The 13,374-nt window shown below is 69.9% G+C and carries 10 protein-coding genes; 6 read left to right on the forward strand and 4 right to left on the reverse strand.

Annotated features, from left to right (window positions below):
* Nucleotides 1-166 precede the first annotated feature (166 nt).
* The 3 genes from VG276_12290 to VG276_12300 all read right to left on the reverse strand — a co-directional run bounded on the left by VG276_12290 (nucleotide 167) and on the right by VG276_12300 (nucleotide 2,491).
* Nucleotides 167-1,252, reverse strand: a complete 1,086-nt coding sequence (locus VG276_12290; GenBank protein HEV8650157.1) for a hypothetical protein — start codon at nucleotides 1,250-1,252, stop codon at nucleotides 167-169.
* Between the two features lie 2 nt (nucleotides 1,253-1,254).
* Nucleotides 1,255-1,581, reverse strand: a complete 327-nt coding sequence (locus VG276_12295) for a pilin (protein HEV8650158.1) — start codon at nucleotides 1,579-1,581, stop codon at nucleotides 1,255-1,257.
* Between the two features lie 163 nt (nucleotides 1,582-1,744).
* Nucleotides 1,745-2,491 carry a hypothetical protein gene (locus VG276_12300; protein HEV8650159.1) on the reverse strand — a complete coding sequence of 249 codons (747 nt, stop codon included), beginning with the start codon at nucleotides 2,489-2,491 and terminating at the stop codon, nucleotides 1,745-1,747.
* A gap of 615 nt (nucleotides 2,492-3,106) precedes the next feature.
* Here VG276_12300 and VG276_12305 point away from each other — a divergent pair.
* Complete coding sequence (locus VG276_12305; GenBank protein HEV8650160.1) at nucleotides 3,107-3,265, forward strand: hypothetical protein; 159 nt, start codon at nucleotides 3,107-3,109, stop codon at nucleotides 3,263-3,265.
* A 141-nt stretch (nucleotides 3,266-3,406) separates the two neighbouring features.
* Here VG276_12305 and VG276_12310 read toward each other — a convergent pair whose 3' ends face one another.
* Nucleotides 3,407-4,582, reverse strand: coding sequence for an adenylate/guanylate cyclase domain-containing protein (locus VG276_12310; GenBank protein ID HEV8650161.1), 1,176 nt, complete (start codon nucleotides 4,580-4,582; stop codon nucleotides 3,407-3,409).
* A gap of 1,408 nt (nucleotides 4,583-5,990) precedes the next feature.
* Here VG276_12310 and VG276_12315 point away from each other — a divergent pair.
* The 5 genes from VG276_12315 to VG276_12335 all read left to right on the forward strand — a co-directional run bounded on the left by VG276_12315 (nucleotide 5,991) and on the right by VG276_12335 (nucleotide 13,305).
* On the forward strand, nucleotides 5,991-7,898 hold the full coding sequence (locus VG276_12315; GenBank protein ID HEV8650162.1) for a response regulator: 1,908 nt from the start codon (nucleotides 5,991-5,993) through the stop codon (nucleotides 7,896-7,898).
* 1,040 nt (nucleotides 7,899-8,938) lie between these two features.
* A complete protein-coding gene (locus tag VG276_12320; protein HEV8650163.1) occupies nucleotides 8,939-11,266 on the forward strand; it encodes an ATP-binding protein in 2,328 nt (775 codons plus the stop codon).
* Nucleotides 11,263-11,880: a response regulator transcription factor gene (locus VG276_12325; GenBank protein HEV8650164.1), complete on the forward strand. Its 618-nt coding sequence runs from the start codon at nucleotides 11,263-11,265 to the stop codon at nucleotides 11,878-11,880. Before VG276_12320 ends, VG276_12325 begins: the two co-directional genes overlap by 4 nt.
* A gap of 104 nt (nucleotides 11,881-11,984) precedes the next feature.
* Nucleotides 11,985-12,182, forward strand: coding sequence for a hypothetical protein (locus tag VG276_12330; GenBank protein ID HEV8650165.1), 198 nt, complete (start codon nucleotides 11,985-11,987; stop codon nucleotides 12,180-12,182).
* Between the two features lie 94 nt (nucleotides 12,183-12,276).
* Nucleotides 12,277-13,305: a DNA methyltransferase gene (locus tag VG276_12335; GenBank protein ID HEV8650166.1), complete on the forward strand. Its 1,029-nt coding sequence runs from the start codon at nucleotides 12,277-12,279 to the stop codon at nucleotides 13,303-13,305.
* The last annotated feature ends 69 nt before the right edge of the window (nucleotides 13,306-13,374 follow it).

Below are 13,374 nucleotides of genomic sequence, written 5' to 3' on the forward strand. Positions count from 1 at the left end.
TGCCCGCACGCCAGGCTCCCAGCGGCCGCTGGTGCATCCCCTGGGATCCAAAGACCGAGGCCGCCTACCAAGCGCAGGCGGCCGCATCCTTCCGCCTCAAGCCACGAACCCAACCAGCACCCGAAAGAGGCGCAGTATGAAGGGTCCGTCGGGATCCGCACGCCGCTCATCCGGCCACCGTCCGCAGGCCGCGGCGCAGCAGCCGGTAGACGACGTAGGACTTGGCGATGCCGACCAGGGTGCTGGGCCGGCCGGCGAACACCATCCGGCCCGCCCAGGTGGGGATGCGGACCAGCAGCCACAGCAGGCAGACCGCGACCAGCAGGTCGACCAGGCGGGCCTGGCCGAGCCCCAGCACGGTCGCGCGGTCGGCCTGGAAGAAGACCCGCAGCGCGGTGATCAGCGCCAGCGACTGCCCGATCTGCACGCCCAGGCAGGCCGCGGTCGCCCGCCACCACCACTGCGCCAGCTCCTCGGTCTGCGGCAGGGCGTGGCAGGCAAGCGCCAGTGGCGCGGCGACCACCAGCAGCACCAGCAGCGCCACCCGCACCACGTAGCAGCCCACCAGCACCAGCGCCAGCACCACCACCACCAGCGCGACCAGCACCAGCAGCAGGTCCGGGTCGTCCAGCGGCGGGGCCAGTATCGCCTTGAGGGTGGCGCTGACGTGCTCGGGTGGGACGCCCTGGCCGAGCAGGGCGGCCGAGAGGGCGTTGGTCAGCTGGATCGCGTGGCCGACCAGCAGCAGGCTGAGGTTGCTGGCGACCATCCCCACGACCAGCCGGGGGGCGACGTCCTTCATCGTGTAGCGGGTCTGCAGGCTCTCGTGGGCCATCAGCAGCAGGCCGCCGGCCACCACCAGCAGCACGTAGCAGGTGTTGGCCAGCGCCGCCGAGGTCCCCCACAGCTCCCGCACCCGGCCGCCGGGGGCGGTCAGGTCGGGGGTGGCCAGCACGCTGCGGCCGACCAGGTCCAGGGTGGGGTCCAGCGCGCTGGCGACCAGGTCGCGGAACCAGCCGTTGATCGCCTCGCGGATGCGCCCGGCGACGTCGAACAGGCCCGGCCCGACCGGCGGGCTGGGCGCCGGCGCGGCCGCCGCCGTGACCGGCGGGACGGGGGCCGCTGGTGTCGGGGCGGTGGTCGGCGGCACCGGCTGGGTGCCGGGCGGCGGCTGGGCGGCGGCCGGGCCGGCAAGCCACAGGCCGCCGACGACCAGCAGGCCGGCGATCGAGAGGCGCAGCAGGCGGCGCATCGTCAGGCCCCGACCACGTACTTCAGCAACCCGACCAGCGGGGTCGCCAGCGCCGCCAGGGCGTAGCCGATCGCGGCCGACTTCAAGGTGATCTTGGCCTTCTCCACCTGCCCGGGGTCGCCGCCGGCAAACAGGTAGCGGACCCCGCCGACGGTGAGGAACAGCGTCGCCAGGCCCGCCAGCAGCCCGACCAAAAGGTTGCGGATGCGGTCAATCACCCCCGACAGGGTCGGGTCGGCGGCCTGCGCCAGCGCCGGGGCGGCGAGCAGGGCGACCAGCACGACGGCCAGCGCGCCGGCGCAGGCCAGCCGGCGCAGGTGCCATAGCACGGGTCGGGATATCACAGCGGCTCCGTTTCGTTCACGACGGAAAGCAGGCGGAGGGGCGCCGGGAGGGTCGCCGGCAGGGCGTGGGGCCAGCCTCACCTCCTTTGCCAGGAAGCCGGCGGCGCAACCGGTGGCACCCGGCCGGCGGCCCTCCCGAACCCCTCACTCAAGAAACCCGGTTTGTGGGCCCGCCAGGGCGAAGACGGTCAAACCGGAGCCAGGCGACGAGCCGGACCTCGGCCTGCTGTCGGAACCGCTTCAGCTGCCCGTACGGCACCCCCCACGCCGCCGCCAGCGCCTTCAGGCGGACCCCGCCCACACGGGTCTCCCCGATCACCTCCGCCTCACCGGCCGACAGCACGCCCGCCCGGACCGCCTCGGCCAGCACGAAGTCGGGATGGCCGGCCGGCCGGGGCGGCTCGGCCGGCAGCCCCCGCGGAATATGCCGGGCGCGCCAGGCCCGCTCGGTCTCAAGCAACCGATGCGCGGCCCGCACCGCCGCCCACACCAGGCTCGCCGCCGGCCGCCTGGTCGCCTCGTCGAACCCCGCGACCGCCTCCACCAGCCCCGCCAGCACCGCCGCCTCCAGGTCGGCGGCCTTGCCGGGGCAGGCCCGCGCCAGCGGGGTGGTCAGCCGCCGTAGCCCCGGCAGCAGCACCCCCGCAAGCCCGACCATCGCGGCCCCGCGGTCGCGGCGGGCGCGCCGCGCCAGCTCGGCGACGGCGGCGTCGCGGGCTGCGAACGCCACCGAGGGGTGCAGCAGCATGCTCCGCAGCTCGTCCAGCGGGATCAAGCGGGGCGGCAGGCCGTGGCCGACCAGGCGGCCGTCCAGGCTGAGGGGGTCCGGCCCGCAGGTCAGCAGACCAAACGCCGTCTCCAGGGTCTGGTAGGGGGAGGGGTCCCGGCGTGCCACGAGCGGCTCCCTTCCGAGGATCGCGGGATGGGAGCCGCAAGGACGCCAGGGCCGCTCATTGACCTCTCACTAGCCGGCCGTTCACCTCGCCTGCCGCGGTGCCGCCGAGTGGCCGGTGATCGACGGGTGAACGAGTCGACCGCGCGCTGAACGAGACGCGAACGGCGATCGAACGGGACGTGGCGCGGCATCGCGGCCGTGTGCCCCGGCCGGTTCAGGAACGGCGGCCTGATCTTTGCCGCTGCTCCCGGGACGCCGCGAGCCGGCCGCGCTGTCGCGCTGCGATCGCATACTGGGACTCCGGCCCGACAACATGGCGGCGAGCCGCACGGGAAGCTCGAACAGACACATGACGAACGGTCCCCCGCAGAGCGCTGACCAGTTGGCCACCGGCGGGTGGGCAGTGGTCACCCGCTCGGGCATCGTGCAGGCGCGATGCGGCCGCCCGCAGCCATGCAAGCCGCCGGCAACATGCAGGGCGTGGCGGCTGAGCCGATCCGGGATGCGCGGGTGGCGACCCTGCTTTGCGTGCGGGAGCGACCAGGTGCCCGTGCCGGTGGAGGCGGCCAGCGCCGAGGTCGCCGCGGCGGTCGCCCACACGATGGAGGGTCGAATGTGACGGCGTCGCACTACGCCGAGGCGTTCCATCCGATCCCGGGACGCTGCTTCCGCTTCATCGGCGCCCACGGAATCGGCGACCAGCCGGTCCACTGCCCGCAGTCGCCGGCGTGGCGGGAGACGTTCGTCGCCGCCGACGGCCCACTACCAGGTTGACGCCTGCGCCGCCCACCGCGGATCGCTGACACGGACCCCGGGTATGTCAACGGCCAATTCTTATGTCGTAACGGTAGTGCCTCACAGCCGGCAGCCCCGGGCGTGGGACTGCCCGGGGCTGCCGCTGTCTCGAGCCGGTTCTTACGCGGCTTGCGGCGTCTCCTGGATCTTGGCGACTCGGGTTGCTTGCAGGCCCTTGGCTGCCTCCAGGACGGTGAACCGGACTTCGTCGTCCACCTCGAGCCCCTCGGGGTTGCTGTCCCCGAGGAAGTGGAAGAAGTCCTGCTTGTTCTGCGAGTCGTCGAACGTCTCGATGAAGCAGAAGCGTCCGGTGGGGTGGATTCTTGCCACCCATCCGATCAACTCCTGGTCCTTGAAGACGACGGCGCCCGCGACCGGATTCTTCCCTTCCTGGTTGGGCGGCCTGGGGATGAAGAACGCCCGTGCCCCCGACTTCGCCTGGCTGTCCTCGACGATGTAGCGGGAGTCGGTGTAGTAGGACCCGCCGTCCTCGGTGTCGATGAAGCCGAAGCTCCGCTCCTCCATCCACTGCAGCGTCCCGCTGAGCACCTTCGTAGGCGCCGGCCGGGACTCTTGCGTCTGCGGCGCCTCTCGCTGCACCGCGTCTCGGGTCGCCCGGGCCAGCCTCCCCGTGGCCTCGGTGAGGGTCGCGTTCGTCGTTCCGAACGGTCGGCCGAGCCAGAGGATCTCGTAGTAGGCGACTGGGCTGGGGAAGCCCTTGAGGGGGGCGGTCTGCCGATCGGTGAGGTAGTCGCCGCTCTGCCAGCCCTGCGCATCACCGAGTTTCGCCTTCACCTTGCCCATCTGGGCGTTGGCGATGGTGTCGTCGTCGGCCCAGATCGCCTGCCCGTTCGCCGCTTCGCACAGGCGCTTGGCGAGGTCGACCTTGCTGCCGATGTAGTCGGTGGTGCCCTTCGTGGTCTCGAACTTCACCACCTTGCCGGTGGCGACGCCGATCGAGCACAGGCACTTGATGCGGCCTGCCCGGTTCTCCTCGCTGAGTTGCTCCTGGATCTCGATCGCGGCGTTGATCGCCTTTGCGGCGTCGTCTTCGCCGAAGACGGCCAGCACGCCGTCACCGAGGAACTTGACGGTCTCGCCGCTGTGGGCGAGCAGTCGACCCTCGATGATGTCGAAGACCTTGCCGTAGGCGTTCAGCCAGTCCGACTGTGGGTGGTCCTGCTTGTAGGCCGTCGACCCGACGATGTCGATGAACATCGTCACCCGGGTCTCGGGCTGCTGGCGGAACGCTAGCGCGTAGCGTTCCTGGTTGTCCGGCTTGTCGAGGCTGTCCACCGGGGTGTCCTCCTTCGTGTTGGCAGTGGCTGTCGGGTCAGATGTGGCGGCGGATCCCAAGATCCGCGTGCTAGCTGAAGTGCTTCGCGTGAGGGCCTCCTTTCCTGGCCGCTGTTGTTATGCTCCTATCCGGATTCCTGTCACCTCCTCTCGACGGTGTGTTTCCGACAGCATCATCTCTGGAGACTGATCCGTGGTCTTGTGGAGGAATGCGTAACTGCGGCGGGGCAGAAATACCCCTGTCTTGGAGCCGGGATGACGAGCTTGAATGACGCAGCGGCGGAGCCGCCGGATTGAAGGTCTTGGGCGTTGGGCCAGAAGTTGTGAGATCGACACGCCGGTATGGCGCAGGAAGGGATAGGTTGGGTGCGGGGTGCGGCCACCCCCCTCCATCCCAGGTGGGCCTGGTCGATATTTCAGCTTGGGTCGGCGAGGTGGGTTGGCGAGCTTGGCAGCCCCAACGGCGGACACAGCGCTTAAGCGGGCTGAGGTTGGGCGGCGTTGGCCGGCTGCCGTTTGGTCCAGCCATTGCCGCTGGATGTTCAGCCTCTCCCGCATCGCACCACTGCGGTGAGCCGGTAGGTCGACCCGCAGCAGCGTGGCCTTCTCCCGCCCAGGAATGTCACCGCTCGCCGAGCGCCCCGATCAGCGTGCTGGTGTCACACAGACTCCGTGAATGTCCAGGCGAGTAATTCGCCGCAAGGCACAGGTCAAAATCGAGAGCAAGAGGATAGCGAGCGATTCTCGCTGACACGGTTGAGTCATCAGGTGCAAACCAGTCGGTGACTTACAGGCTCTATTCAGGTGCCGATGGTTCGACCACCAATGGTAGGCAGCGTCGTTTATGAGTGGCGAATCGGCCAACCGGCGGGTCGAGCTGGACGATGAATGTGCCCGGCCCACCAGGGTCACCGCCCGTTGGCCGCCTGCTCCGGCATGTCCAGCTCCTCAAGCTCCTCGGACCCTGATGACTTGTCGGTCTCCGGCCGAGCCCGCCTGGCGCCCCCCGGCCCCCCGCCTGTTCGCCAGGGGGCTCGGCCGGAGGCCTTGATGGTCGCGTCGACCGAGCCGGTGTCGAAGCGGAGAACTACCTAACCCGGGCGGGGTCGAACTACCCCTCTTTTGGGAGACCAGGACCGGAGAGCGAAGCGGCTCGGGTGGCACGGCGGGAACCCGATCTTGTGCGGATGCGGGTCCAAGCGGTCACCGGTGAGACCGGTGGCCGTCCTGTCATGTCCGCTGGACCGTCGTTAGTTCCCGATTGGCGACGAAGCCGAGCCTCTTGTCGCGGGCTCCTCTGGGATCTCCGGTCCGCTCAACGAGAGCGTTCGCGCAGGGGAGGGCGGGATGAAGATGCACGGCGTCGGCACCACCCATGATGAGCAGCGTGGCTGATCGAGTGTGGTCGATGACCGCAACTGTCCGCGGCTGGGCAGGATCGGCCGAACTCCGACAGCCGCTGCACCATCGTTCACCGCCCCATGACCGCCGGAGCGGTCCTTCGGCCTCTCAGGCATTGCTCCGCGCCGAGCCGACCGGGGTCGCAAGCGCTGATGCCCTTGCGAGCCGCACGCTCAGCTGGTTCGTCGTTGCCGCGCTCGCCTACCGAGTCGCGCTCACCCCGATCCTCATCGCCGGGGCGATCGGCAACGGTCGACGGGAGGTGCCACTGTCCCTGCTTGCCACGATGGGTGCAGTGTTCAGCGGGGATCTCGTCCTGCTGCTAGGGGTCCTGGCTGGCCGTTTCCGCCGGCTGCTTGGGTCCAACGTGTTCCTCGTGGTCGACCTCTGCGTTACGGTCGCCCTCAACCTGTGGGCGACCTCGGTCCTGCAGCGCGGCACGTTCTTCCTCCCCGGCCGGGACATCGTCTGGGGCTACACCTTCGGGGTGGTGGCCTTCTGGACTGGCCTGCGGGGGGCAAGGGCGGGTGCGGTGTTGGTGGCTGGCGGCGCGCTGCTGGAGCTGGTGATGGCTCGGCTAAATGGGGCGGGCTTCGATTTCACCGGCGCGATGGAGTACCTGGCGCGCCTCGCCTGGCTCGTGTCGGCGTTCGTCTTGCCGCTCGTGATCATGGCCCTCGCCCACCAAGGGGCGCGGGTGGCGGTGGCCGAGGGGTTGCGGGCGGGACGAGAGGCCGAACGCGCCCAAACCCTGCGCGCGCTACACGACACCGTGCTGCAGACCCTGGAAGGGCTCGCCCTGCAGGCTGCCAGCGAGCACCGGCCGGCAGAAGAGCGACTGCGCGAGGTGCGGGCCGCTGCACTCCAGCAGGCAAGGGAGTTGCGCACAGCCCTGGACCGAGACACCCAGCGGACCCAGGACGGCCTCGCCAGTTCCCTCCAGACACTCATCTGCGAGTACCACGGCCGCGGCTTGCAGGTCGAGTTGGTTGCGGTTGAACTCGGTGCCGAGCCGCCTGCCTCGATCACCGAGGCGCTGGTCGGCACGGTGCGGGAGGCGCTCACCAACGTCGGCAAGCATGCCGGTGTGCGCTACGCGGTGGTCCGCGCGGCCAGTTCGGCTGCGGGGGTCGAGGTCGTGGTGCGTGACCAGGGACGGGGGGTTCGACCCGGCCGTCTCGACCGAGGGCTATGGGTTGACGCACTCCATCAAGGAACGCATGGTTCTGGTCGGCGGCCGCGCCGAGGTCTGGTCAGCGCCTGGCCGCGGAACGCGTACCCGGTTGTGTTGGAACCCATGATCACCGCGGCGATCGTCGAGGACCATCCTGTCTACCGTCACGGGCTGGTGCAGGCCATCGATGCGACCCCTGCGCTCGATCTCGTCATCACTGCCCGCTCGATCGAAGACTTCCAGGCTCAGGTCTTGACCCGGCCGGACGTCGTTATCCTCGACCTGTCCCTCCCTGGCGGCATGGAGGGGACGGAGGCCGTCGACCACCTCGCCGCACAGGGCCTGGCCGTGCTGGTCGTATCCGCTTCCGACCGGCAGGCAGCTGTTGTTGATGCGATCGGCGCTGGGGCCCGCGGCTACTTGACCAAGGAAGCCGAACCGGACGAAATCCTTCGGGCGGTGATGGCCGTCGCCGCTGGCCGCACCTACGTGTCGGCAACCTTGGCCGCCTTCCTGCTCAAGGCGCCGATCCAGCTGACCGAGCGGGAGAAGGAGATCCTGCAGCTGGTCGCCAGTGGGGAGACTGACCGGGACATCGCCGAGCAGTTGGTGATCAGCGTCCGCACGGTCCACTCGCACCTAGACCGGATCCGCGACAAGACCGGTTGCCGGCGCCGCGCCGACCTGACTCGGCTGGCCATTGAGAGCGGCATCATTCCCCACCGGTCGAACCCACATTAGCCTCGAACGTCAGAGCGGCTGCCAGCGGTAGTCGTCGGCACTCATGTGTGTCGGGGCCTGGCTGGCCTCGGGTCTGTGATGTCCCTTTCCGATGGCGTGTGTCGCGCTCCAAACCGCCGCCGCGGTTGCTTGCCCTGGTATCCGCTTCGGGTGGACATGACGTCGCATGGGGCGCCAATACGCCTGATGCATCGGTTCACGTCATTTGGCGGCCGTGTCCACTAGCTCGGCGAGCAGCCTCCACACTGCCGTCCAGGTCTGACGGTCTGGTACGGCCGTGAGCACGATGGTCACCAGGTTGGCTCCGACGCTGAGGTCCACCGTTGCACCCGTTGGGCCGGTGTCAGAACTGTGTAGTCCAACCGTTGGCGACGCTTCTCCAGTCAGCTGAAGGCCGGCGGCGAGCGCGGCTCGTTCCAGCCCAGCTCGAAGCAGTGGCGCGCTAGCCAAGATCTGTGCGCGCACTGGTTGGCTTGCCGTGTGATCCACCCCTTGAGCCTGGCGGCCCTCGGCATGGTCGCCAAGGGGTAGAACTACCCCTCCACCGGGAGGCGAGTACTCCTTCTTTCGCCGTCCAGCATCCGGCTAGCGTCCCTGGATCCGTTGAACGGTCACGTCGCCCCATGGCATCGGCCAGACTTGGCTGGTTTGGACCTATTCGGTTACGCTCCGGTCGCCATTGACAGGGGGGAGCATGACGCTCGACAGCCACAGCGCCAACCGGACACCCCTATTCGGCTGCCGGACCGGGCGCGGCCACTCCAATCTGTACCGGGGTCACACTCGTAGCCGACCCGGCTCCTCGCCTTCCTTGCGGGCTGGACATGGTCCGTAGCCGACGGCTAGCAGCCGATCGGCCTCACCCACCATGGCTGGCTGGCTGGATCGGAGTGGGCTTCCTCCGGTCTCGCCGCCGTGGTGGGGACACCGATGCGTCGCTGGCCTCTCAGGCAGATTCCGCCGATGCGGCCGGACTTGATGGGCTCAATGATCGAGCGCTCAACTGGTGGGCACGGGCCGGCCTTGGCTATCGGGTGGCGGTGACCCCGGTCATCATCGCAAGCACCGTGGCCGCCTTGGGGTCCACGGCGACCCGCTTCGCCTGGGCGCTTGGCTCGGTCTTGTTCGTGGATGCGGTGCTGCTTGCTGGTGTCGCGACGGGACGGCTGCGGTGGCTGCTGCGGTCCAACCTGTTCCTGACCGGTGAGATCCTCGTCGCGGTGACGCTGAACCTGTGGATGAGCGCGGCCATGCCACATGGCACGGTCGCACTGGGCGGCCGGGACGCCTTCTGGTGGTATGCGATGGGCACGGTCGCGCTGTGGACCGGGCTGCGCGGTGCGGGGACCGGCGCGGCGATGGTCGCCGGCGCAGGGGTGCTTGAGCTCGCGATGTTCCGGGTGAACGGCTCGACACTGGACGTGGCCGGTTGGACGCAGTTCTTGGTCCGCTACGCGTGGATGTGCACCGTCTTCGGCGGCGCCGTGGTGGTGATGGGGTTGGCGCGGCGGGGGGCTCGCCGGGCGGTGGCCGCGGGGCTGCGGGCGGGGCAGGCCGCGCAGCGGGCGGACATGCTCCGCCAGATGCACGACACAGTGCTGCAGACCCTGGAGGGGCTCGCGCTGACCACCAGCATCACCCTGCAGTCGACCGAAGAGCGCCTACGAGAAGCCCAAATCATCGCGCTGGCCCAGGCACGCGAGCTACGCGCAATGCTGCACGAGGACGCCGCAGCCGCCCAAGCCGGTCTTGACACTCGGCTCTACACGCTCAGCCAGGAGTTCGGCCGGCGGGGCGTGCACATCGACCTGATGGTTACAGGAGCACTTGGGTCCGACCCGCCTCGGCAGGTGCTGGAGGCGATTGAGGGCGCGGTTCGCGAGGCGCTCGCCAACATCGCCAAGCACGCCGGTGTGACCCGCGCTGCCGTGCACGCAACCATCACCGACGGCAGCATCGAGGTGTCGGTCAGCGACCACGGCCGCGGATTCGATCCGACCTTACCGACAACAGGATACGGGCTTGCCCGCTCGATCCGCGCGCGCATGACGGAGGCGGGTGGAACGACTGCGGTCTGGTCGGCACCTGGCAAGGGCACCCATGTGCGGCTGCGGGTCGACGCCCCCTCAGAAGCAGCGGGGTGGATCAGCTTCCCAATGGTCTGGCTTGCTCGGCTGCGGACGTCGGTGGCTGCAGCGCCGTCCACGGCAGGCGCCGATGCCCTCGCGGCGCCAACCTTCAGCTGGTTCGCCGTCGCCGTGCTCGCCTACCGCGTCGCGGTCGTGCCGATCGTCGCCGTCAGCAGCCTGGCCATCGTGCCAGGGGAGATCCCACCGGCCACGCTCGCGGTCATGCTGGGGCCACTGCTGATCGCCAACCTCGCCCTGCTGATCGGTGCCCTGACTGGCCGGCTACGCGGGTGGCTCGAATCCAATGCGCTCCTGGGCGTCGACATCCTGATCGCCGTGGCCATCGACCTGTGGGTCAGCTCACTCATCCGACCGGGCAGCTTCTACCTGATGGGACGCGATATCTTCCTGGCGTACCCGCTGTCGGTGGTGGTGTTGTGGACCACGCTGCGGGGGGCGCGTACCGGCCTGATGCTGCTAGCCGGTACCGTGCTGCTGGAGCTGGCGATGGGCGTCGTCAACGGTGTCGAACTCGACGCGATCAGCTGGCCGGAGTTCCTCAGTCGCTTAGCGACCTCTTGTCTAGCGGTCGTCCTGCCGCTTGTGGTGATGTCGTTCGCCCGCCAAGGAGGCCGCCTGCAGGCCGCAGAGGGGCTGCGGGCCGGGCGGGAGGCCGAACGGGCGAGGCTGCTGCGCGACACCCACGAGGCGGCCTTGCACACCCTCGAGACGATCGCCGCAAGGGCTGATGCTGGCGAGTCGCCGGCTGCGCAGCTACGGGAGGTGCAAGCACTCGCGCTCGGCCAGGCGGCCGAACTACGCGCCGTGCTGCAAGCCGACGCGGAGCGCTCCCGCGGAGGGCTGGCCGTCGGGTTGCGCGCGCTGGTCCAGGAGTCCCGGGGCAACGGGCTCACCGTGGAGCTGGTGACCAACGAACTCGACGAGAACCTCCCTATTCCGGTCAGCACGGCGCTGCTCGACGCGGCCAGGCTGGCGCTAATCACCGCCGCTCGGTCTGCGGGTGCGACGCGCACGGTTGTCCGCGCGGTCGCCCGACCTGATGGCGTCCAGATCACCATCCGCGACCACGGCGGCCGCCCTGACCAAACAGACAACCCTGACGGCCTGGAATGGGTCGACCAGGACCTCGGAGGCCGCCTGCGGGCGGTCGGCGGCCGCGTGGACGTCTGGTCGGCACCCGGACGTGGCACCAGGGTGACCCTGTGGGTGCCGGCATGATTCAGGTCGCGATCGTCGAGGATCACCCGGTGTTCCGCCAAGGCCTCACCCAGGTGATCGAGACCACCCCTGGGCTGGAATTGGCCGGGGTGGCCCGCTCAGTCGACGAGTTCGACACCCTCCGACTGAGTAGCACCACGATCGTCCTGCTCGACCTGCAGCTCCCCGGCAGCCTGCAAGGTCCCGCCGCGGTTGCCCACCTGGTCGCCCAGGGTCGCTCGGTCCTGGTCCTGTCCGCCTCCGAAACGCCAGCCGACGTCATCCAGGCAATCGGGGAGGGTGCCCGTGGGTATCTCACCAAGCAAGCCGGCGAGGTCGAGATCCTCAGCGCCATTCAGGCCGTGGCCGATGGGCGCACCTACGTGTCGGCCACCCTCGCCGCCTACCTGCTCCAAACCCCGATCCGGATCACCAAGCGGGAACGCGAGATCCTGGAACTCGTCGCGGGCGGCGATACCGATCAGGACATCGCGGAGCAACTCACCATCAGCGTCCGGACGGTTCACTCCCACCTGGACCGCATCCGTGACAAGACCGGCTCCCGCCGCCGCGCCGACCTCACGCGCCTGGCCATCGAGCGCGGCATCATCCCTCGTTCCCCGGAACATGGGTAGCTCTCCCCGCTTGCTGCTGGTGTGTTCAATGCCAGCCGCCTCGCTGCAATGCAGCGGCTGAGGCGCGCGCAGATGAGGGATCGACAGCCAGGACGAACCACAGCATGGCAGTAGCCGCACAGGAGCGCCGCTCCTTCGTCGCTGTAAGGTCGGCCGTGCACCGCTCCCTGGCCGCGGCTGCTGTCCCCCAACAGGGCCGCCGCCCTGCGGCTGCCGCCGAGGTGAGCCTGCTGATCGCAGGCACCGACGTCCTCGACCCAAGTTCGGCCCAGGCGATCGCCAAGAACGTTCGGGCTGCTTGACCGCCTCGCGAGGATCCGCCCGTGAGCCCTCCGGATCCGGGTTTCTTGAGTAGAGACCCGTTCCCCCTGGCGCAACCGATGGCCCGGCCACCCCATGGGCGCCCTGGCTGTCTCCCTGCCCCCTTCCGCGCTCGACACGCCCGCCGGCGAGCTGCCCCTGGCGGTCTGGCCCTGCGCCCAGACCAGCCCGCAGTCCCAGCGGGCCGGCCGCTACCTGCCCGCCTCCACCGCCCACCCCGCCAAGATGCTGCCCGAGCTGGCCCGTCGCATCGTGGCCGAGTACTCCGCACCCGGCGGATTGGTGGTCGACCCGCTGTGCGGCATCGGCACCACCCTGGTGGAGACCGCCGCGCTCGGCCGCCGCGCGGTCGGGGTGGAGCTGGAGGCCCGCTGGGCCGAGCTGGCCCGCGCCAACCTCGGCTTTGCGCTGCCGGACGAGCAGGCCCGGCGCGGCGACGTCCGCCTCGGCGACGCCCGCCACCTCGCGGGCGTGCTCGCCGACCTGTTGGGCACGGTGGACCTGGTCGCCACCTCCCCGCCGTACGGCGGCGACGTCGGCATGATCGACAAGCGGGCATGGCTGGCCGGCCGCACCCTGTGCCGCCGCGACACCCTCAACTACTCCACCGAGCGGGCCAACCTCGGCCACGCCCGCGGCGACCGCTACCTGGCCGAACTGGCCGACGTCTACGCCGGCTGCTTCGCCGTGCTTCGCCCGGGCGGGCTGCTGGTCACCGTCACCAAAAACCTCCGCCGCCGAGGCCGGGTCTTCGATCTGGCCACCATCACGGTCGAGCTGGCCACCCGAGCCGGCTTCCAGTACCTGCAGCACGTAATGGCGCTGCTGGCCGCCGTCCGCGACGGCCAGCTGCACGCCCGCCCGTCGTTCTGGCAGCTCACCCAGACCCGCAAGGCGCGCGCCCGCGGCGAGCCCTGCCATCTGGTCGTCCACGAGGACGTGTCGGTGTTTGTCCGCCCGCAGTTTCCCGCGCCCACACCGCGGACCCGAGCAGGCCACCCCGGCGCCGCGGATGAGCATGCGGCCTCGGCCCGCGGCGTGGCCGCACCATCGCATCCCGACCGGACATCACGGCGCGGCAGCGGCCGCCGCGAACAGGGGTGAGGCGGGTGCCCGGCAACTACCAGCACAACCCCGACCCGGCCCTGGCCGAGCTGCTGCACACCGTCACCC

This window comes from Actinomycetes bacterium (genome assembly GCA_036000965.1).
Classification (GTDB): domain Bacteria; phylum Actinomycetota; class CALGFH01; order CALGFH01; family CALGFH01; genus DASYUT01.